General features: G+C 40.5%; 21 protein-coding genes. 10 read left to right on the top strand and 11 right to left on the bottom strand.

Annotated elements, in window-relative coordinates; genetic code table 11:
* Positions 1 to 106 precede the first annotated feature (106 nt).
* The 3 genes from AL038_RS15725 to AL038_RS15715 all read left to right on the top strand — a co-directional run bounded on the left by AL038_RS15725 (position 107) and on the right by AL038_RS15715 (position 2,864).
* A protein-coding gene (locus AL038_RS15725) for an IS5 family transposase (protein ID WP_201800099.1) occupies positions 107 to 855 on the top strand; the annotation gives its coding sequence in 2 pieces (ribosomal slippage) (positions 107 to 521 and positions 521 to 855; 750 coding nt in all).
* A gap of 39 nt (positions 856 to 894) precedes the next feature.
* Entirely contained in the window at positions 895 to 2,124 is a 1,230-nt protein-coding gene (gene gspL / locus AL038_RS15720) for a type II secretion system protein GspL (protein ID WP_161575471.1), read from the top strand.
* Positions 2,125 to 2,210: 86 nt separating this feature from the next.
* Complete coding sequence (locus AL038_RS15715) at positions 2,211 to 2,864, top strand: hypothetical protein (protein WP_062154414.1); 654 nt, start codon at positions 2,211 to 2,213, stop codon at positions 2,862 to 2,864.
* Between the two features lie 4 nt (positions 2,865 to 2,868).
* On the opposite strand, the gene AL038_RS15710 is transcribed toward AL038_RS15715, so the two are convergent.
* From AL038_RS15710 to nth, 4 genes are all read right to left on the bottom strand, one after another.
* A complete protein-coding gene (locus AL038_RS15710; RefSeq protein WP_062154412.1) occupies positions 2,869 to 3,237 on the bottom strand; it encodes a DnaJ family domain-containing protein in 369 nt (122 codons plus the stop codon).
* A 146-nt stretch (positions 3,238 to 3,383) separates the two neighbouring features.
* Positions 3,384 to 4,361, bottom strand: coding sequence for a quinone oxidoreductase family protein (locus tag AL038_RS15705; RefSeq protein ID WP_062154410.1), 978 nt, complete (start codon positions 4,359 to 4,361; stop codon positions 3,384 to 3,386).
* Positions 4,362 to 4,417: 56 nt separating this feature from the next.
* Positions 4,418 to 5,188, bottom strand: coding sequence for a 5'/3'-nucleotidase SurE (gene surE, locus AL038_RS15700; RefSeq protein ID WP_062154406.1), 771 nt, complete (start codon positions 5,186 to 5,188; stop codon positions 4,418 to 4,420).
* Positions 5,189 to 5,335: 147 nt separating this feature from the next.
* The gene (gene nth, locus AL038_RS15695) at positions 5,336 to 5,989 is read right to left on the bottom strand and encodes an endonuclease III (RefSeq protein ID WP_062154404.1); all 654 of its coding nucleotides are present in this window, start codon (positions 5,987 to 5,989) and stop codon (positions 5,336 to 5,338) included.
* Between the two features lie 353 nt (positions 5,990 to 6,342).
* On the opposite strand from nth, the gene AL038_RS15690 reads away from it, so the two are divergent.
* On the top strand, positions 6,343 to 8,556 hold the full coding sequence (locus AL038_RS15690; protein WP_145917119.1) for an LPS-assembly protein LptD: 2,214 nt from the start codon (positions 6,343 to 6,345) through the stop codon (positions 8,554 to 8,556).
* Positions 8,557 to 8,621: 65 nt separating this feature from the next.
* On the opposite strand, the gene AL038_RS15685 is transcribed toward AL038_RS15690, so the two are convergent.
* Together AL038_RS15685 and AL038_RS15680 are read right to left on the bottom strand one after the other, a co-directional pair.
* Positions 8,622 to 9,143 carry a DUF1190 domain-containing protein gene (locus AL038_RS15685; protein WP_062154400.1) on the bottom strand — a complete coding sequence of 174 codons (522 nt, stop codon included), beginning with the start codon at positions 9,141 to 9,143 and terminating at the stop codon, positions 8,622 to 8,624.
* Positions 9,144 to 9,199: 56 nt separating this feature from the next.
* A complete protein-coding gene (locus AL038_RS15680; RefSeq protein WP_062154398.1) occupies positions 9,200 to 10,363 on the bottom strand; it encodes a cupin domain-containing protein in 1,164 nt (387 codons plus the stop codon).
* A gap of 204 nt (positions 10,364 to 10,567) precedes the next feature.
* On the opposite strand from AL038_RS15680, the gene AL038_RS15675 reads away from it, so the two are divergent.
* From AL038_RS15675 to AL038_RS15660, 4 genes are all read left to right on the top strand, one after another.
* Positions 10,568 to 11,332, top strand: a complete 765-nt coding sequence (locus AL038_RS15675) for a DUF3750 domain-containing protein (RefSeq protein ID WP_062154396.1) — start codon at positions 10,568 to 10,570, stop codon at positions 11,330 to 11,332.
* A gap of 134 nt (positions 11,333 to 11,466) precedes the next feature.
* Positions 11,467 to 13,257 carry a Na/Pi cotransporter family protein gene (locus AL038_RS15670; RefSeq protein ID WP_066246154.1) on the top strand — a complete coding sequence of 597 codons (1,791 nt, stop codon included), beginning with the start codon at positions 11,467 to 11,469 and terminating at the stop codon, positions 13,255 to 13,257.
* Between the two features lie 33 nt (positions 13,258 to 13,290).
* Positions 13,291 to 13,593: a DUF1244 domain-containing protein gene (locus tag AL038_RS15665; protein WP_062154393.1), complete on the top strand. Its 303-nt coding sequence runs from the start codon at positions 13,291 to 13,293 to the stop codon at positions 13,591 to 13,593.
* Positions 13,594 to 13,737: 144 nt separating this feature from the next.
* Positions 13,738 to 14,262, top strand: coding sequence for a tetratricopeptide repeat protein (locus AL038_RS15660; RefSeq protein ID WP_062154391.1), 525 nt, complete (start codon positions 13,738 to 13,740; stop codon positions 14,260 to 14,262).
* Between the two features lie 26 nt (positions 14,263 to 14,288).
* Here AL038_RS15660 and AL038_RS15655 read toward each other — a convergent pair whose 3' ends face one another.
* Positions 14,289 to 15,194, bottom strand: a complete 906-nt coding sequence (locus AL038_RS15655) for a magnesium transporter CorA family protein (protein WP_062154389.1) — start codon at positions 15,192 to 15,194, stop codon at positions 14,289 to 14,291.
* Positions 15,195 to 15,282: 88 nt separating this feature from the next.
* Between AL038_RS15655 and AL038_RS15650 the strand changes: the two genes are divergently transcribed.
* Complete coding sequence (locus AL038_RS15650; protein ID WP_066246153.1) at positions 15,283 to 16,200, top strand: recombination-associated protein RdgC; 918 nt, start codon at positions 15,283 to 15,285, stop codon at positions 16,198 to 16,200.
* Between the two features lie 256 nt (positions 16,201 to 16,456).
* Positions 16,457 to 17,191, top strand: a complete 735-nt coding sequence (locus tag AL038_RS15645; RefSeq protein ID WP_062154385.1) for a tetratricopeptide repeat protein — start codon at positions 16,457 to 16,459, stop codon at positions 17,189 to 17,191.
* Between the two features lie 57 nt (positions 17,192 to 17,248).
* Here AL038_RS15645 and AL038_RS15640 read toward each other — a convergent pair whose 3' ends face one another.
* The 4 genes from AL038_RS15640 to hypE all read right to left on the bottom strand — a co-directional run bounded on the left by AL038_RS15640 (position 17,249) and on the right by hypE (position 20,417).
* A complete protein-coding gene (locus tag AL038_RS15640) occupies positions 17,249 to 17,482 on the bottom strand; it encodes a hypothetical protein (protein WP_062154384.1) in 234 nt (77 codons plus the stop codon).
* Between the two features lie 87 nt (positions 17,483 to 17,569).
* Positions 17,570 to 18,409: a symmetrical bis(5'-nucleosyl)-tetraphosphatase gene (locus tag AL038_RS15635; RefSeq protein ID WP_062154382.1), complete on the bottom strand. Its 840-nt coding sequence runs from the start codon at positions 18,407 to 18,409 to the stop codon at positions 17,570 to 17,572.
* 102 nt (positions 18,410 to 18,511) lie between these two features.
* Positions 18,512 to 19,369, bottom strand: a complete 858-nt coding sequence (panC, locus tag AL038_RS15630) for a pantoate--beta-alanine ligase (RefSeq protein WP_062154380.1) — start codon at positions 19,367 to 19,369, stop codon at positions 18,512 to 18,514.
* Between the two features lie 43 nt (positions 19,370 to 19,412).
* A complete protein-coding gene (gene hypE, locus AL038_RS15625; RefSeq protein ID WP_062154378.1) occupies positions 19,413 to 20,417 on the bottom strand; it encodes a hydrogenase expression/formation protein HypE in 1,005 nt (334 codons plus the stop codon).
* Positions 20,418 to 20,474 lie beyond the last annotated feature (57 nt).

Here is a 20,474-nt window from a genome sequence, read left to right as displayed (position 1 = left end):
TTTGCAATTTTTTGGCTTTTTCTGATTAATATACTAGGGCGTGTCATCAAATAGTAAAAAATGTTATATTATAATCATATACCCAGATATCGCCAAGGATAAAACAATGAGTCGTCGCTATGCCTTAACCGATGAACAATGGTCAAAACTAGAACCGCTACTCCCTGGGCGTAAAGGACATGTCGGGATGACGGCTAAAGATAACCGCTTGTTTATTGATGCTGTTCTATTCCGTTATCGCAGTGGCATTCCTTGGCGCGACCTCCCCGAACGCTTTGGTGATTTCCGTGTCGTCCATACCCGCTTCAGTCGTTGGTCTAAGAAAGGTGTCTGGGAACGTGTTTTCAAGATACTAAGTGCCGATGCCGATAATGAATATGCCATGATAGACAGCACAATAGTTAGAGCGCATCAACATAGTAGTGGTGGTGGCGCAGATGAAGCCATTGGACGTAGCGCAGGGGGTTTAAGTACCAAGATTAACTCCGTTGTTGACGCACTGGGCAATCCGACCCTTTTTTTTTGACTGCGGGACAGGCAAGCGACCTTGAGGGGGCTGATGCTCTTATTCCTCAGATAAAGGCAAACGCTTTATTGGCTGATAAGGCTTATGATGCAGATGAACGGGTTAGAGATGTTTTAAAACAGCAAGGCATAGAACCTGTGATTCCGTTCAGGAAAAATCGTTTAAATCCACCTTATTATGATAAAGTCCTTTATAAGGCACGTTATTTAATCGAGCATTTCTTTGGTAAATTAAAGCAATACCGCGCTATAGCTACACGATATGATAAACGCGCTAGGAATTTCTTAAGTGGGGTTTATTTGGCTTCTACCTTGATTCTTTTAGCTTGAACCTTTAACCCTTCTTATTTGATGACAGGCTCTACTTACATGCGATATTTCTTACTCTGCCGTTTAGGAACTGACGTGGACGCGCTTATCAGTTGGGTGTTGTATGACCATGCTGGTAAACGGATTGACAGCGCAAATGCAGTTTCTCTAGCAACCTTGCCACCACCTGCTTCCCATGTTTTAAGCGTATTAGTGCCTAGCACTGCGTGTTTATTAACAACCGCCCATGTACCTACAACCCAGCGTCAACGCTTATTGCAAGCCGTGCCATACGCTTTAGAAGAATTATTTGCAGAAGATGTTGAAGCATTACACTTTGCATTAGGCGAGCGGTTAGTTTCTGAACAAGTCGCCGTTGCCGTCACAACGCATCAAAAAATGCAGCAATGGTTAGCATTATTTACTGAACGCGGTTATAAACCACAAACGATTATGCCCGATGTGTTAGCCGTGCCTAGACCTGAAAACACATGGGGAATTCTTTTTTATAATCAGGTGGTTTTAGTGCGCACAGGCGATTATAGCGGATTTGGGATTGAGCTAGAAACCTTACAAACCGCTTTACAATTGGCATTGCATCAACAAGCAGCACCTGCGCGTTTAGTTGTTTATTACGCACGCGTTGCTCCCCCGTCGTTAACCGTTTTGCGTGGTTTAGGGATTCCGATTGAAGAACAAGCGCATACAGAAGACAGTTTAGGCTGGTTGTTACAGGGAATAACCCAGAAAAATAAAACCATTAATTTGTTACAAGGGGAATATCGCCCGCAGGATAAAATTCAAACCTTGTGGAAACCTTGGCGATTAACAATAGGATTATTGTTAGTGTGGGGTGTTATTTTATTTATACAACAGATTGTTGAATATCAAGATTTATCTCAACAACGGACTGCATTGAATACGGAAATAGAAGCCTTGTATCGTCAAACGTTTCCTGACGCAAAACGGATTGTAAATGCGCGCGTTCAGATGGAACAACAATTAAATACCCTAAAAAATCAGCAGTCTAATCCACTCAAGGGAGAATCTTATTTAACCACATTAGCGCAGTTAAGCCCTATCTTAAAACAAGCAGCGGGTTTACATTTAAAACGCTTAGATTATCGGCAAGGACGTTTTGATTTAGAATTAGAATTAGCCAATTTACAAGCATTAGAACAGATTAAACAATCATTGAGTCAAATGGGTTTTACTGTGGAATTACAATCAGCAAGCAGTCGTGATAATGTGGTTGAAGCGCGTTTAAGATTACAAAAAAACCCCATTTGATAATTAATCATATTATCGGTTTAATGGCGAATTAACTAACTAATTTAACTTGTTATAAGCATTCTCAATACAGGATACAGCACATAATGGGCAAGGAAATAGACCGCATCTCTAGCGATATCGCATGTTTAAATATTGAACATTTCCCTGCAACCTTGGTTTCTACCACAGGTTCACATTGTGAGGTATGGCAAGCGTTCCGTACATCTTTTGATAATGCAGAGAAAACAACACTAAACTTTGTCGTCAAACGGCATTATCAACCCTGCGAGTTTCGTGAAGTACGGAATTTGTGCAGAGATTATTATATTTTAAAAGAAAAGCTGACTGATATTATCCCTAATGCCTTGTTTGTACAAACATCTATTGATAACCGCGCGAACCTAATTGTTATCGCAGAAACCAACACACCATGGTTTAATCTGGCAAACCCTATCAATGAAACAGAAGCCATTCCGACATTGCGTCAAAATCCTAAAGCCCTCTCCCAATTAAAGCGGTTTTTACAAGCAGCAAAACAATGGCATGATGAAAAAGGCTGGGTGATTGATTTATACGGGTTGGACAATTTGATTTTAAATAAAAACAGTGAAGTGCGTTATATAGACAGTTTTAGCGTGTTTTTTTACGAAGATATGCTAAAGTTCGTCACGGATGATGATTCGTTACAAGAAAAAATTGATTTATCCCTTAAACGTCGCTCCTATTTAGAATATATATATGCACAAGCAACGCCTTAACCTGTTATTCTGATAAAAGTTTATCTACCGTTTTTTGATAATATTGCGTATCCATCGCTTGTAATGAACCCGCTCGCTGATTGCCTAATTTCGCAAAGAGTAAATTTAAGCGTTTTACGGCTTGTGTTCGGGTTTTTTCATCATCCACCGTTTGCAATAAAGTTTGTAACTGCATAATATCTTTGCGTAGTTGAACTTCTTCAGGCACACAGCCCGCATTTTTTAAAATTTTATACGCCATGCGCAATTCTTCAGGAACATGGCTTAAATCCTCTAATTCTAAGGGTTTACCCATTCCCGCCAAATTATCCAACTCGCCTTTTTCTATGGCTTCTAAAATATACGCTTCGGCAATTTTATCGATATTAACCATTTAACTTCCTACCTAATTTAGGGCGATATAACCTAACTGTTGTCTTATTTGTAATAAAAAATAATAAAATCATTCGGTTTTAAGTAACAACAGATAACACCACCTAACGCAGTGTTATCCGCAAAGAACTTATTAAAGAACTTAATTTAAGGCAATAACACCGTTGACCCTGTTGTTTGACGGGTTTCTAAGGCTGCGTGTGCTTTTCCTGCATCTTTTAAGGAAAATATCTGATTCACATCAATTTTTACATCACCCGATTGGACAACCGCAAATAAATCATCAGTACAAGTTAAAAGTTGCTGACGGCTAGCGGTGTAACTCATTAACGTTGGACGTGTGAGAAAGAGCGAGCCTTTCGCGCTCAATATACCAATATCTAACGGTGGCACACTGCCCGATGACTGCCCAAAGCTCACGATTGTACCCATTGGCTGTAAACAATCTAAAGATTGCATAAAAGTATCCTGACCAACAGAATCATAAACCACAGGCACACCTTTACCGTTAGTTAATTCCTTAACACGTGTAACAAAGTTTTCTTTAGTATAAATAATCGGATAATCGCAGCCGTATGCTTTTGCCAATTCTGCCTTTTCTGCACTGCCAACGGTTCCAATAACCGTTACCCCCAGTTTTTTCGCCCATTGACAAGCAATTAAACCAACACCACCCGCAATTGCATGAAAAAGTATGGTATCACCGGCTTTTACAGGATAAGTCTGACGCAATAAATATTGTGCGGTCATCCCCTTTAGCATCATTGCGGCAGCAGTTTGGTCACTAATGCCATCAGGAATTTTTACCACCCGTTCTGCATCAATTACACGGGCTTCTGTGTACGCGCCCAATGTAGCACCATACGCGACACGGTCGCCAACGTGTAAATCCGTTACTGCCGCACCAACGGCTTCAACAACGCCCGCCGCTTCCATACCGGGAATGAACGGATAAGCCGCAGGTTTATATAAGCCCATGCGAAAGTAAACATCAATATAATTCAAGCCAATCGCTGTATGGCGAATGCGAATTTGATGCGCTGCGGGTTCACCAATTTCTATTTTTTCCCAGCGTAAAACGTCTATTCCACCTGTCTGATGAATTTGAATTGCATTGACTGTCATGTTAAATGCTCGCTGATGAACAAAGGGAAGGTCATTTATATATTGACGGCGACAAATTACGGCTTCAAGGTCTCAAATGCTTTTAGCCATGTACGGGTAACATCCATTGCTGAATAACGGGTTAAATCAACATGTAGCGGTGTAACAGATACGAATCCGTTGCGAATAGCATGAAAATCCGTGCCGACACCCGCATCCTGTTCTTTTCCCGGCGCGCCAACCCAATAAATATCGCGTCCACGGGGGTCTTGGTCTTTAACCACAGGCGCAGCGCGGTGGCGACTGCCTAAACGAGTCACCTGAATACCTTGTAACGCTGCAAACGGGACATTAGGGACATTGACATTTAAAATGGTATCAACAGGTAAAGGCAAGTTACCTTCGTGCAAATGATTAAGCAGGATTTCAACAATACGTGCAGCCGTATCATAGTGTGTAGGATTCGGATAACCCGCTAAAGACACGGCGATAGCAGGTAAACCCAAAAATCGCCCTTCCATCGCCGCCGCGACTGTCCCCGAATAAATGACATCATCGCCTAAATTTGCGCCTTCATTAATGCCAGAAACGACAATATCAGGTAATTCTTCTAATAATCCTGTAATCGCCAAATGTACGCAATCAGTGGGCGTGCCATCTACATATAAAAAGCCATTGTCCGCCGTGTGAGCGCGGAGAGGATATTCCAGTGTTAAAGAATTACTTGCACCACTGCGATTTCTATCAGGTGCAACCACTGTAATATCTGCAAATGTCTTAAGTTTATTGACTAAACACACAATGCCAGCGGCGCGATAGCCGTCGTCATTACTAACTAATATTTTCATGAGTATCTACTTAATGTAATGATGAATCCATCGATTGAACCAGAATGCACCAAATTTACAACATTTTCAGATACAAAAGTATTAATTTTCTTATCCTTTAATTCTGACAACTCAGTAAACGCTGATTCAGGCAGTCTTTTAAATTGTTTATCCTGCTTTATTTGGCATGACCAAATTTTTTTCTTTAAATTCACAAAATTCCGCAATCACACAACTTGCGCATTTAGGATTACGCGCAGTACAGGTATAACGCCCATGTAGAATTAACCAATGATGTGCATGTTGCTGATATTCAGGTGGAACTGCCTTTAATAAATTATCTTCTACTGCACGCACTGTTTTACCACTGGCTAAGCCCGTGCGATTCGCCACGCGAAAAATATGCGTATCAACAGCAATAGTTGCTTCACCAAAAGCGGTATTCAACACGACATTTGCCGTTTTACGCCCAACGCCTGCTAAGGCTTCTAATGCTGCTCGCTCATGTGGCACTTCCCCATTATATTTATCAACCAGAACTTGACACGTTTGTAAAATATTCTTGGCTTTTGCGTTATATAAACCAATGGTTTTAATATAACCTTTCAACCCATCTGCACCTAAGTTTAAAATTGCTTGAGGCGTATTTGCAACGGAATAAAGTTTTACAGTGGCTTTGTTGACGCTTATATCCGTTGCCTGTGCTGAAAGAATGACAGAAATTAATAATTCAAAGGTAGAATGGTAAACTAATTCTGTTTTAGGATTAGGGTTTTGCGCTTGTAAACGGGCAAATAAAGCGTGACGATGTGCGGCATTCATAAGAAGTTATCACGGTAAAAATGGGAGATTTGTTTTTAGCGCATCTGGTGTTCACAAGTCAATTTTGCTGACCTTGCTATCATGTATTTTTAAGTAGAATTATACGATAAATATTATTTATATCAGTAAATTAATCTTTTTATTAATGTGTTAAATCTGTTGGTTCTAGGTGTCTAAAACGGTTATAAATTCTAAATTTAGACCATTATGCTGTTTATCCTTGCCTATTAACAAAATAAATCTTGAATTTTACTTTTGATGCTTTATGCTCAAAAACTTTTAGAAAGTGATAATGAGTCAGACATTATTCTGTTACCCTTATAATCTCTGTTTTCCAGCGTAAAAAAACTATCGTGCCAAAGCGTCATAAACTAATATTATTCATAACATTGCTTATCACTTTACCCACTAATAGCCACGCGCTTGAATGGGGGATGTGTCAAGCTATTGCAGAGATAACCCCTCTTCCTCCCCAGTTACCACCACCGCCTGAAAATAATGCTGTGCGTTTATATGCGGATGATGGGGAAATGTCGGAGAAAGAAGGTAAAGTGACTGCCAACGGTAATGTTATTTTGCAACGTGGCGAGCAAGTGCTGAAAACAGACTTGGCTATTTATCTGCGTGACCAAGAAACAGTTGATGCTGAAGGAAATTTTACTTTCTGGGATAAGCAGTTTATCGTTAGTGGTAATCGCGCCAAATTACTCCCCAATCATCAAGGCGAAATGCACGATGTTCATTATTGGTTGTTGAATCGTCGCGGACGTGGGCAAGCCACTTTTTTGCAACGGGAAAGTGAAAATAACGCGAGTTTACAACAAACAACTTATACGACTTGCGACCCGAGTGCGGAGGTATGGCGATTAGATGCAGCGAATGTGCATTTAAATCAAGAAACAGGGCGCGGTACAGCAAATAATGTATTTATTAATGTCTTGAATATTCCTGTTTTTTATTCGCCTTATTTGTCTTTTCCTATTGATGAACGGCGTTTATCGGGCTTTCTCGCGCCTAGTATGGGCAGTTCTGATGAAGTGGGTGTCGAATTTAGTATTCCGTATTACCTTAATCTTGCACCTAATTATGATGCAACCATTACTCCCCGTTTTATGAGTAAGCGCGGTTTATTATTGGGTACAGAATTTCGCTATTTGCTTGCTAATAGTGGCGGTAAAATTGAATGGGAATATTTGCCCAGTGACCGTGTAGCAGATATCAATCGCAGTTTATTGAAGGTAAGGCACAGTGGCATGGTTGTTCCTTCACTGTACACGGATATTGTTTATGATGAAGTTTCAGACGATTTATATTTTCGAGAATTGGGTGATAATTTAACCGTTTCGAGTACAACGCATTTGGAACAACGGGGCGATTTGCGTTATTTTGGTCATGGTTGGAACGTGTTGGGACGTTTACAGCGTTATCAGAGCTTGGATGCAAATCCTGCAACCCGTCCTTATGAACGATTACCACAAATCATATTGAGTAGTGATGTCCCTGAGCGGAATAAAAAAATAAACGTGCAAGGACAGGTAGAGTTGGTTAATTTTGAGCGTTCTTATGATGAAGCACCTGTGGGTAATCGTTACGATTTTAAATCAACCATTAGCTTTCCATGGCGCACTGCCAGCGGTTTTTTTGTTCCTTCCGCGATTTTACGCCATACCCGTTATGACCTCTCTCAAATCCCTATCGCTGAGGCTGATCGTTTCAGTGAAACGCCAACCCGCTCTACTTATACGTTAATGGCAGACAGTGGTTTGTTTTTTGACCGCGAATTAAGCTTATTTAACCGTAATTTATTACATACGTTAGAGCCACGTTTGTTTTATCGTTATACACCTTATGAAAATCAAGATGATATTCCGATTTTTGACACGGCTGAGTATGATTTATCTTTCGGACAGTTGTTTAGGGAAAATCGATTTATTGGTGCGGACAGGGTGGATGATAGTAACCAATTGACTGCGGCATTAACCACGCGCTTTATTGACCAAGCAACAGGGCTTGAGAATTTGCGGGTTAGTGTGGGGCAAATTTATTATTTTGCTGACCGTGAAGTTGTTTTACCGAGTGAGCTTTTTGAAACCAACAGTTCATCGAATATTGTCGCGGAAATTTCCTCACAATTTAATTCGCGTTTAAGTGGTTCAGCAACCGTATTGTGGAATCCTTATGATAGTAAGGCAGAATTAAGTATTTGGCGATTACGTTATCGTCCAAACCCTGAAAGTTTATATAATTTTGCTTATCGGTTACGTGAGAATCGATTAGAGCAAACAGATGTTTCTTGGCGGTTTCCGTTGAGTTCGCAATGGCGCACATTGGGACGTTGGAATTATTCGCTCGATGAACATAAAGATTTAGAGGTCTTTTTAGGGCTGGAATATGAGAGTTGTTGTTGGGCAATGCGTGGCGTTGCACGGCGTTATTTGAACACGGTAGATGGTGCTTATCTTAATGGCTTTTTCTTTGAAGTGGAGTTGAAGGGATTAGGCGGCGTTGGAAAAAAAGCCAGTGCTTTTTTAGAAGATAGCATCGTAGGTTATGACGATAGATTTTAGATGATGGTTATGAATGAGAAAACGGATACCATTGCTTGAAACGATGGTATCCGTGCTATTTTCACTTAGCTACTACTGGACGATTTCGAGCTTCCACCCGCAATATTTCTTATGGATGAACTGGTTGTAGAACTACCCGTGCCAGAAGTGCTTGAGCGTGTGCTGGTATTGTTGCCTGTTCCCATAAAATAGCTGGTTGCAATTGCCCTACGGGGTTTCATGTCAGCAGTTGCATCTGAAGGAACGTACCAGCGGGAAGTGTTATTATTAAACCCCATCACACTGTTACTATTGGGTAAATGGGTGTAATTGCGATATGCCTGACGTGATGGCATCCAGAATTGTTGCCCCTGCCAGTAAGTCGATTCACATTTGCCAACCCCCGCCTGTTTTTCACATTCTGCCAGTGATTCGAACATTGGGCGCGATTGTGAGACGATTTTGTCGCATTCGTTGTTGGAGTAGTATATCGAGCATTCTTCTTTGTTCTTAAAGCTCATATCGGTTGGTGTGTTGTCAGAACAACTGATTAAAGTCAGGGCTGTTGGTGTAATAAAAAGCAATGAAATTTTTGCCGATTTTTTCACGTTATTCTCTCCTTCCACCTGCTTTTAAGGACAATTTAAATCATCACGCGCTTTGTTTATTCTATGAAGTATAAGTAACCTAAATTTGTGAAGTCGGTAAACAGTTGTACAAACTCAGCATCATTTAAATAGGGCTTTAATTCTATGTAGGTTACTTCGCGTTGTTCTGTTAGTAAAGGTGCAATAAAAGCCAGTTTTTTAATCAAGGGATATGCAACACCTTGTGCAAATAAAGTGGCATTTTCTCCTTCACGAATAAACGCCATGCGGGCAGCACGACGTAAACGGGCAGTTTGAATAAATTCAGCCAGCCATTCTTCAGGTGTGTAAGGGGGTTCAGGACAGTCAAACTCAGCACCTTCATGATTGCGCCCTTCTGTAATAAAGCAACCAAACCATTGATTAATACTGTGTTTATCTGTTGGCAGACTATTGATAATGGGGTAAATTTTATCCAGTGCGGCTTGGCTGATTTCCCCTTGTTCTGTTTGCGGGGTCAATTCTGGGTCAATATAGCGACGGTCTTGGTCTAGTTGTGTTACAAGATGCGTGACATAGTGGTTAAGCATGTCGGTATGAGAGGGGGCGAGAAAACCAATCGAGAATGTCATGCACTCATCGACGGCAACGCCATAATGGGCAATATTCGGCGGTAAATACAGCATATCACCGGGTTCTAATATCCATTCTTCTTCGGGCGTAAATTCGCGGAGAATGCGTAATTCTAAATCAGGAATAAATTCCCCTTGTTGGCGACTAATTTGCCAGCGACGTTTACCGTATGCTTGCAATAAAAATACATCATAACTATCCAGATGTGCGCCAACAGAGCCTTCAGGTACGGCATAACTTATCATTAGGTCGTCAATTCGCCAGTTTGGAATAAAGCTGAATCGGTCTAAAATATCTTCTGCATCGGTAAAATAGCGATTTGCTTCTTGTACTAACACTGTCCAATGGGTTTTGGGCAGGCGTTTGAACATTTTTTTTTGTAAGGGACTGTAGTGAACCTCCCATGGCGTTTTCCCTCCTTTTTCCATAATTAATCGTGACTCAACCATTTCTTCACAGGCAAGGTCGAGTAAATCTTTAGGCGGAATGGGATTTTTGAAGTTAGGAATTGCTTGACGAATTAATAAGGGGCGTTTTTGCCAGTAGTATTTTAAAAAATCGGCGGGCGTTAAAGACGCACCTAAAGAGATAGTTTTGACAAGTGACATAATTCTGATGTGGTAGAAAAAGGGAGAAAAATCTGTGTGCTATTATTGCATAAATTCTTGCTTATCTTGCTTTTATAGCAATGAATTTATTGTGCCGTTTGCGTCAGTCTTATAAAACTGCCTGCGTTTGTTGATAAAGGGTAGCAAACTCTCGTTAAAATACACGAATGGTGAATAAATCCACTGTTAAATGATGATAAATATATGCGTTATATTAGATGGTTACTTTATGTAATTTTGTTTTTTTGGGTATTATTGTCAGGACCCGTTATGGTGTTATTGTTTGGCAATATTACAACGGATAATACATGGCAAGATAAGCAGAATAGTCGCGCAAATCTTGCTCCTCCCACAACAATACCGCAAGCCGTTATTCAAATTTATGCCGCGCGTTCATTTGGTTGGCAAGGTGCATTTACGGTTGACACATGGATTGTTAGTAAACGGCTACAAGCAACACACTATACACTGTATCAAGTTGTTGGCTGGTATCAGCAGATGAATGCTAGTGTGTTGACTATGCAAAGATTATCTGAAAAACAAGCCCCTGATAATTATTGGTATGGACAACCGCCTTTTTTATTAGCCGATTTGCGGGGCGGTGAGGAAGTGGATGCGTTAATTGACCGCTTGGAAAATGCGGCGGTGGCTTATCCTTACAAAAATACCTATCGTACGTGGTTAGGACCAAATAGTAATACGTTTACCGCTTATATTGCGCGTCAGTTACCTGAATTACGGGTTGATATGCCAACAACCGCAATGGGCAAAGACTTTTTACCCAATGGCGATATTTTCGCAGTCGCGCCTAGTGGCAGTGGCGGACAAATTTCTCTTTATGGCATTATCGGTTTAACGCTCGCAGTGAATGAAGGCATAGAGTTTAATTTTATTGGTTTGCACTTTGGGCTAGACTTGTTTGATATGGCTATTCGCTTTCCCGGTGTGGGTCGAATTGGGTTTGAATGAAACAGTCATTATAAAGAAATTCTGATGCAGTCCGTTTTGCTCTCCATTGCCTCAGTTTACAATAACTAAAAAAAAGCGCAGTGCCAAAAACTATCGTGAGAGAACTTATTGGCACTCTTAAAAGAAGAAGAATAATGAAGAGACAACCAAAGGAATCTTTTTATCTATCAATCCTCTGTTTTCTGACCTGTCTATTTTACGGCTCGCAAGTGTTGGCTGAAACAGCATCAATAGCAGCCAGCGAAACGGAAAGAGCAGTTTCTTTGTTGGATATGTCTATGGGATTGTTGGGCGGGCTTGCCTTATTTTTGTATGGCATGGACATGCTTTCTGTTGCACTCAAACGCATTGCGGGTGAACGGATGCATGTCATTCTCGCAACGTTGACGACTAATCCATTAATGGGTGCGTTGACAGGAACATTAGTGACAGCGGTAACACAATCCTCTTCTGTCACAACGGTTTTAATTGTTGGTTTTGTTGCGAGTAATTTACTTACACTAAGTCAATCTATTAGCATTATTCTTGGCGCGCAATTGGGTTCGACTATCACCGCGCAAATTATCGCTTTTAAAATTACAAAGTACGCACTGCTTATGTTAGCAGTTGGATTTGCAATGCAATTTTTAGCAAAACGCGAAAAACTGATTGAATACGGGAATAGTTTAATTGGATTAGGATTACTCTTTTTTGGCATGACAGTGATGAGTGAAGCGATGCAACCGCTACGTCATGACCAACATTTTTTAGACTTTATCATTCATTTAGATAATGTTTGGCTTTGTGTTTTGATTGGCTGGTTATTTACGCTGATTATTCAATCCTCAGCAGCAACATTGGGGATTTTGCTCATCATGTCAGGACAAGGCTTGATAACGTTGCCTATCGCTATCGCCGTTGCTTTTGGTGCGCACATAGGCACTTGCGGAACGGCCTTGCTCGCTTCAATTGGCAGACCGCGCGAAGCTGTTCGCGCTGCTGTTGCACATTTATTGACCAGCATTTTAGGTGTGGTGATATGGTTAGCCTTTATTGACGAATTAGCACAATTGACAATTGCGATTTCTCCGAGTGCTGACACACTCGCTATTAATAAACAAGCAATTGAAGTTCCACGTCAAATTGCGAATGCTTATACCTTATTTAACTTAATTAATATGCTCGTGTTTATCTGGTTTACCCACTATATTGCACGTTTTATCTACTGGTTAATTCCTGAAAAAGCGGATGTTGATGAGACCATTAAACCTAAGTTTCTCGATACCTTGTTACTAGAAACCCCCTCATTAGCATTAGATGCGGTACGCCGCGAATTGCAACGGATTGGTACACGCATTAATTCAATGTTTGATGCGGTCATGCCTGCCTTACTGAGCGATGATCAAGATGGACTCCGTGCTGTTGCACAGATGGATAATGATATTGATATATTACATGGGCATATCGTTTACTACTTGGGCGAAATCAGCAAACAACACTTAACGGATAAACAAACACAAGATTTATTACATTTATTAGATGCAACAAATAGCCTTGAAAATATTGGGGATTTAATCGAAACTGATTTAGTAATTGTTGGACAAAAACGCTTGAGTCACCATATTTCTTTTAGTCCAGAAACACAAATAATCTTAAAGCAAGTGCATCAAACCATTTGTGAATTGTTAAAAAATGCAATAGAAAGCGTTGTTGAACAAGATATAGAAAAGGCAATACACGTTGTAGAAATGAAAGATCGATTGCATGAATTAATCAATCATGCAGAACAAAACCAAGTTGAACGACTGATTGGCGCACCCCATGAACCTGCGCAACGCATTCTATCTTATACAATAAAAACAGATATGCTAGAAAAATTTCGGCGAATTTATTACTTTGCCAAGCGAATAGCAAAAACGGTTGATCATCTGGACAACCCGACGTAGTCATTTGTTTTACCAACTGAGGAGATTGATAAAATGGACGATAAAACCCGTACAGAACTAGAAGCAGCAGCATTTCGTCAATTAGTTCAACATTTACGCGAGCGTAATGATGTACAAAATATTGACTTAATGAACCTTGCAGGATTTTGTCGCAACTGCCTATCTAAATGGTATAAAGCCGCCGCAGAAGAAAAAGGGCTAACGATGGATTACGAACAAGCCCGCGAAATTATTTATGGAATGCCTTATCAAGAGTGGAAAAACCGTTATCAAACAGAAGCCAGTGTGACACAAAAAGCATTGTATGAAGCGATACAAGCGCAAGCCGTGCATTAGTCCATGACCTCTGCGTAAATAAAAACTCCCCCGTTTACGCGGGGGATTTCTTTTTTATCACTTATTTTAGTTTTATCACAAGATAAAATATTTTTTCGGTGCATTTAATCCCCTAAAACCTAAAGAAGGACTAAAATCGTGATAATGACATATTATAAACTGATTTTATTTAGTATTATCTGCTTATTTCCTCTATTTTCTCATGCCCAAACAGAAACAGACCCCGCGAAACGTGGATTATTAGCAACCTATGCTTATCAAGCAGTTAAAGCGGGTGATTATGCCCAAGCCATAGAAATATGGAGTGCATTAGCTGAAACGAATCATATTCCCTCACTGCTTTTATTAGGCATGTTATATGAAGAGGGGTTAGGCGTACCACAAGATATGCAAATTGCTGTCGCGTGGTATAAAAAAGCTGCGGAATTAGGGCATTCCGTCACTCAATATAATTTAGGCATTATGTATGCGCAAGGTCGCCCTAATCTTCCACAAGACCTTGTTGCTGCTCGTTATTGGTTAACTGCCGCCGCACAACAAGGCGACCATGACGCACAAACTGCATTACAGGCATTAATAGCGGGTAAACCCGTTTCTGCACTTGTAACCCCCCAAAATGATTTCCCTACCTTGCCCTTATCATTAGAGTTGGTTGCACCTACACGATAACTTTATCTAGTTGAGTATGAATGTGTTTATAAAAAACCATTTCGTCGAAACCAGATATAAATTATCAATGTCAATCCAATAAACGACCCTAACACGCCATAATACCCATTATGCCAATGCAGCTCGGGCATATACTCAAAATTCATCCCATAAATGCCTGCAATAAATGTTAATGGCATAAAAAAAACGGAAAAAATCGTTAAAACGCGCATAATTTCATTTGTGCGATACGAAGCTAATGACAAGTTAAGCGTTAATAAGTTATCCGCACTTTCCACCGTATGGTCAACGACAAAACATAAGCCTTCTATCTCTTCACGCAAATCTTGCAACAAGGGGCTATGTAACTCAAAAGGCGAATCGAGTTTAATAAGAATATCTTGTAATAAATACAGCATACGTTGGTAAATGGACATTTTACGCCGCAGTAAATACAGTTTTTGTACCGAATTTATCGTTGATTTTCCTTCAAAAATGGTAGATTCAAATTCTTCTAATGCCTCTTGTCCATCCGTTAAAGGCACTTCATAAGATTTAATCACTCCTTTTAATAAATCCCTTAAAATTAAAACTATTATGTCAGGATGATTAGAAATAGGTGTTTCCCATTTTTCGCGTAATGCATCTAAAAATCCTAAATCTAAACGATGTATCGTAATTAAAAAATCTTTACCTAAAAAGATGGCAATTTTGCGCGTTAATTGGCGCACATTATTTGCTGTTGCGGGTGCGGCTTCATCAAAAAAACGCACAATGATAAAATTAACGTCTTTTATATCTTCTTGTTTAGGTAAATGTTCTGGTTGCAAACAGTCTTGAATAGCGGTTTGGTGAATCGCAAACTCATGTCCTATAGCCTCTAACTCGGTATTTGTTGGACTAACGACATCAATCCACTGAAAATCATTATTTTTTAAAACGACTCTACGCATACAAGTTTCGCTTTATCTCAGTTGTTCAATTTGTAACAATGGTACACTCAAATAGATAAATTCCCAATAACTCGTGATAACTGCCTGTATGTTTAAAAATCTCTATCTTTTCCGCTTTCTAAAGCCGTTTACTCTCTCGCCTGACGAACTACATCAAAAACTAGCAGAACAGGCTTTCCGCCCCTGTGGAACACTGGATTTATACAGCATGGGATGGATTCCGCCCATCAGTGAAGAGGCAAATTACTACACGCATAGTGTCAGCGATTGCATTATCTTTACTGCGCGTCGTCAGGAGAAAATTTTGCCTGCCAGTGTTATTCGTGAACACCTCAATGAAAAAGTGAAGGAAATTGAGGAGAAAGAACATCGTAAACTCAGTAAAAAGGAAAAAAATGTGCTGAAAGATGAGGTATTACAAACACTCATTCCGCGCGCATTCAGTCGGACTAGCCACCTGTCAGCTTATATTGATAGTCAACGCGGTTGGCTTATTGTTGATACAGGTAGCGAGAAAAAAGCGCAAGAATTTAGTAATTTATTGCGTCATAGTATAGATACATTACCTATTATTATTCCGCAGATGCACCGTTCTCCCGCGTTGGTGATGACTGAGTGGTTAAGCGAACATAATTATCCGACTGATTTTAAAATTGAAGATGCTTGCCAAATGATGGACAGCGAACAGGCAACAGTAAATTGCAAACGACAGGATTTATTAACGGAAGAAATCCATGCGCATTTAGACGCAGGTAAGCAAGTAAAAAGACTCGCACTACAGTGGGAAGAGCGGCTGGCAATGGTGTTAGATGATGCGTTAATCATCCGTAATCTACGGTTTTTAAATGAAAGTGCTGAAGGTGATGCTCATACGGAAGAGAAAGAGAGTTATGCCCAACGCTTCGATAGTGAATTTACCTTAATGACCTTGGAATTACGCCAATTTATCCCGCGCTTGTTTGAGGTATTTGGTGGGGAAAATGAAGAGAGTTATCAACGGTTGTGATGAGTGGGTCTGAACCAAGTTTGTTGTTTTGAATACCTAAATACGCAACATCACTAATAGATGTGGATTAAGAATAAAGAGAATGCTCCCTCTTTTTTAAAGGGGGAATCTTTTTCACGCTTATTAATTTCTTACGCTTCAAAATTTTTCTAATGAGATACTTACAAAAGTTAATATTGCCTATTAAGCTATCTTTTAAAAAATAAATAACGCGGGTTTTATTATTTTTCTTGAATTTTTTAGAGGCCATCCTCAAATGCCAGCATTTTTATCTTTATCTGTACTTTGCCAAATTATTTGTGTTATTCACGCACATCGCACAGATAGACGTGATTGGATTTGGATTATTTTAATTTTTTCTCTGGTTGGTTGTGCATTTTATTTTTTCTTGGAAATGTTGCCTGATTTACGCAATAGCCGTACAGGACGTAGAGTTGTTAAGGATGTCTTGAAAGCCATAGACCCTACAATGACTTTAAAACAGCGGGCGCGAGCCTTGTCGATTTCTGATAATGTGCAGAATAAGCTGAATTTGGCGGATGAGTGTATTGTACATCAGTCTTATCCAGAAGCAGCCGAGTTGTATCGCAGTTGTTTAACAGGGATTTATAAGGATGACCCAAAGATTTTATTGTCTTTAGCACAAACGTTGTTTTTTATGGGTGAATTTGCAAATACTAAACAGACGTTAGATAGGTTAATTGCAACAAATCCTGATTTTAAATCGCAGGATGGACATTTGTTGTATGCCAGAGCGTTGGAACAGTTAGGCGACACTGCTCTTGCAATTGATGAATATCAGGTGTTGGCGAGTTATTATTCTGGTTATGAAGCAAAATGTCGTTATGGCTTGTTGTTAAAACGCTTAGGACGGACGGAGCAGGCGCGGGCGATATTTGCAGAAATTGGAACATTGGCAAGTAATTTATCTAAAGGGCAGCGTAAGTTGCAGAAAGAATGGATTGATATTGCACGGGAAAATATGAGCTAGTGGATTAAAGCATGGTGCGGAAAGGGGTAGTGCTGTTTAGCACTACCGAGAATTTGCTTATTTGTTGGTTTGGCAATCTGTATGTGTTGGATTTTCTTTACAGAAGATTTCTTTTAAAGCAGGGTCTTGTGGAATTGCTTGAGTGCTTTGGGAGCTTTGCGAATTAACCGTTGGTGCGGATATTTGGCGATTAGACTCGCTGTCTTTTAACATGTTACTGGATTTGCCATCGCAAGCGAGTAGCCCTGCCATTAATAAACTGATGAGTATGAAACGATAAGTGGTTTGCATATTGTTATATTCCATGAGTTATAGAGATAGCGACCTTACAACTGCATCAGTTTAAAAGAAATCATGCTATGGATGCAAACCTGACATTTATCCGCTGATAATCGCGCGTGTTTGAGGGCAGTCTAGTTTAAACAGTTGTTTGTCTTCTAAACGCATTGCCGTTAAACATCCTCCCCATAAACAGCCTGTGTCTAAGGCGAAAATATTGTCGCTAAGGTGTAAACCCAGTGTCGCCCAGTGTCCAAAAATAATTCGCATGTCTTGACTGGCGCGGTTGGGGAGTAAAAACCATGGTTGGTCTGGGTCGTTAGGGTCGTTTGTGCTGGGCGCATTTTTCTTTTTCATGTTCAGCGTACCGTCACTGCTACAGTAACGTAAGCGGGTGAAGCAGTTGAGAATGAAACGTAAACGGTCGTATCCTTTTAAACTTTTTGACCATTGTTTGGGTTTGTTGCCGTGTATGTGTTGTAAGTATTCGTCATAACGTGGGCTACGTAATGCTTCTTCAACTTCTTGAGCGCACGCACGGGTTTGGACAAAATCCCATTGTGGGGGTAGTCCTGCATGTATTAGTGTAAACCCCAGTTTATCATCATGATGTAATAGGGGACGACAGCGTAACCAGTCTAATAGTTCATGACAATCTGGTGCTTGTAGTACTGTTTCTAAGGTGTCTTGTGCTTGTAAACATTCGGGGTGTCCATTGGCAATAAAGAGTAGGTGTGTGTCATGGTTGCCCAACACTGTCACCGCTTTATCGCCTAAGCCTTTTACAAATCGTAATACTTCTAAAGATTGTGGACCGCGATTAACTAAATCGCCCGTAAACCATAATTTGTCTTGGTCGGGATTAAATTTGATTAGGGTTAGTAAGGCTTGTAACTGTTTGTAACATCCTTGAATATCACCAATTGCATAAGTTGACATTTTAAATGCTGTAATCCTTAGTGAATCTGTAAACAATAGCAGATTAACATAAAATAGCGGGAATGGTGTAGTCCATCCCCGTTCATGTGTAGTTGCAAGTATTTATGCAATTGATAGGCACAAATTATCAATTAAACGGGCTTTGCCTAGCCATGCCGCTATTAATATAACAATATGTTTTGTTTGTGTTTGCGCTTCTAGCAAGGTTTCTGCATCGCGGATAGCAACATAATCAGGTTTAAATCCTGCTTGCTGTAGTTGTTGTACGGCTTCCGCTTCTATGGTGGTAAAAGACTTTTCACCTGTTTGTAGGCGGTTTTTTATTTGATTGAGTGTTGCAAATAAATGGGGCGCAATTTGTCGTTCCGCTACGGTTAAGTAATTGTTACGAGAACTCATTGCTAGTCCGTCTGCTTCACGGACAGTTGGAATACCTATAATGCGAATCGGCATGTATAAATCTTTCACCATGCGTTTAATAATAGTCAATTGTTGGTAATCTTTCTGTCCAAATAGGGCAATATTGGCTTGTGTGATGTTAAATAGACGATTAACAACCGTTGTAACGCCCGCAAAATGAATGGGGCGAAATTTGCCACAGAGTAAATGGCTTAAAATGGGTACTTCAACGGTTGTAATCGTGGTTAAATCTTGTCCATACATTTCTTCCACCGTTGGTGCAAAAACTAATTCTGCCCCTGCTTTTTCTAAGGCGGCACAATCCGCTTCTAATGTACGTGGATAGCTCTGGTAATCTTCATTTGGGGCAAATTGGGTAGGATTGACAAAAATGCTCACAACGACGTGGTCAGCTACTTTTAAGCCTTCTTGCACCAGTTGTAGATGTCCAGCATGTAAGTTTCCCATCGTGGGAACAAGTGCAACGTGTTGTTTGGCAGCGTGCCATTGTGCAATTTGGCTACTAAGTTCAGCAATCGTGGTAACGGTTTTCTGTGTCATAGGATAATTAGTGTTTATAGTAAGTTATTAGGTCAGAAAATTATTAACAAATACGAGGTAGTGGGTCATCTTCTAGTTCTTCTAATAGACGTTCTCCCCCTAAAGCCGTGCGTAATATAACGCGTGCGTACCCTGTTTGAACGTGTCCAATAATGGCGGCTTGTTGTCCTTGTGGAAGTGTTTTCCAAATAGCAAGTGCTTGTTCCGCTTGGTCTGCGGCAATAACAGCAACCACGCGTCCTTCACAGGCTAAGTATAAGGGGTCATAACCCAACATATCACAAACCGTTTGTACGGAATCATGAATAGGAATCGTGGGTTGTTCTAATACCAGTGCATGTCCTGTTGCTTGGCTTATTTCATGGGCAACAGTTGCTAAACCGCCACGTGTTGGATCACGCATGAAACGAAGTCCTGTAAACGGCAATAGGGCTTCAGTTAGTGGAAATACACAGGCAGAATCGGATTGTAAATCGCCACGTAAGCCAAATTGTTCCCGAGCCAACATTACGGCAATGCCATGATTGCCAACAGCACCACTGATTAATAAGGCATCACCTGCTTGAATAGTAGAAAAGTCTAAGCTTTGCGTCGCAATCCTTACACCAAAACCAGTCGTTGCTAAATAAAGTCCGCCCCCTTCCCCGCGTTGTACAACTTTAGTGTCTCCCGCAACAACAGAGACACCTGCTTGTTGAGCTGCTTGCGCCATGCTGATGATGAGCCGTTCTAATATGGCAATTTCTAAGCCTTCTTCAATAAACGCATTGAGGGTGATGTATAACGGTTTTGCCCCTGCAACGGCTAAGTCGTTGACTGTGCCATGAATTGCTAATGAACCAATGTTTCCACCTGAAAACTCTAGGGGTTTGACAATAAACCCGTCTGTAGTAACCACCAGTTGTGATGCTGACCATGGTAGTGTAGTTGCATCCAGTTGGGTGTTAAGGGTTGGATTATGGAGATGTTTGGCGAATAATTGTTCAATCAGTTCGCGCATGAGGCGACCACCATTGCCGTGCGCGAGGGTGATATGAGTATCTTGCATGGTCATAATTGCAGAGGGATGAGAAGTGATAAATGGCGTGATAACTCACGCATCAGG

The sequence above is a fragment of the Beggiatoa leptomitoformis genome, from assembly GCF_001305575.3.
In the GTDB taxonomy this organism is placed as follows: domain Bacteria; phylum Pseudomonadota; class Gammaproteobacteria; order Beggiatoales; family Beggiatoaceae; genus Beggiatoa; species Beggiatoa leptomitoformis.
This window is presented reverse-complemented; position numbering and strand designations above follow the sequence as displayed.

Coding starts and splice junctions, on each gene's coding strand:
- gspL (WP_161575471.1), top strand. CDS start 895: ATGCGATATTTCTTACTCTGCCGTTTAGGAACTGACGTGGACGCGCTT.
- AL038_RS15715 (WP_062154414.1), top strand. CDS start 2,211: ATGGGCAAGGAAATAGACCGCATCTCTAGCGATATCGCATGTTTAAAT.
- AL038_RS15710 (WP_062154412.1), bottom strand. CDS start 3,237: ATGGTTAATATCGATAAAATTGCCGAAGCGTATATTTTAGAAGCCATA.
- AL038_RS15705 (WP_062154410.1), bottom strand. CDS start 4,361: ATGACAGTCAATGCAATTCAAATTCATCAGACAGGTGGAATAGACGTT.
- surE (WP_062154406.1), bottom strand. CDS start 5,188: ATGAAAATATTAGTTAGTAATGACGACGGCTATCGCGCCGCTGGCATT.
- nth (WP_062154404.1), bottom strand. CDS start 5,989: ATGAATGCCGCACATCGTCACGCTTTATTTGCCCGTTTACAAGCGCAA.
- AL038_RS15680 (WP_062154398.1), bottom strand. CDS start 10,363: ATGTCACTTGTCAAAACTATCTCTTTAGGTGCGTCTTTAACGCCCGCC.
- AL038_RS15675 (WP_062154396.1), top strand. CDS start 10,568: ATGCGTTATATTAGATGGTTACTTTATGTAATTTTGTTTTTTTGGGTA.
- AL038_RS15670 (WP_066246154.1), top strand. CDS start 11,467: ATGAAGAGACAACCAAAGGAATCTTTTTATCTATCAATCCTCTGTTTT.
- AL038_RS15665 (WP_062154393.1), top strand. CDS start 13,291: ATGGACGATAAAACCCGTACAGAACTAGAAGCAGCAGCATTTCGTCAA.
- AL038_RS15660 (WP_062154391.1), top strand. CDS start 13,738: ATGACATATTATAAACTGATTTTATTTAGTATTATCTGCTTATTTCCT.
- AL038_RS15655 (WP_062154389.1), bottom strand. CDS start 15,194: ATGCGTAGAGTCGTTTTAAAAAATAATGATTTTCAGTGGATTGATGTC.
- AL038_RS15650 (WP_066246153.1), top strand. CDS start 15,283: ATGTTTAAAAATCTCTATCTTTTCCGCTTTCTAAAGCCGTTTACTCTC.
- AL038_RS15645 (WP_062154385.1), top strand. CDS start 16,457: ATGCCAGCATTTTTATCTTTATCTGTACTTTGCCAAATTATTTGTGTT.
- AL038_RS15640 (WP_062154384.1), bottom strand. CDS start 17,482: ATGCAAACCACTTATCGTTTCATACTCATCAGTTTATTAATGGCAGGG.
- AL038_RS15635 (WP_062154382.1), bottom strand. CDS start 18,409: ATGTCAACTTATGCAATTGGTGATATTCAAGGATGTTACAAACAGTTA.
- panC (WP_062154380.1), bottom strand. CDS start 19,369: ATGACACAGAAAACCGTTACCACGATTGCTGAACTTAGTAGCCAAATT.
- hypE (WP_062154378.1), bottom strand. CDS start 20,417: ATGCAAGATACTCATATCACCCTCGCGCACGGCAATGGTGGTCGCCTC.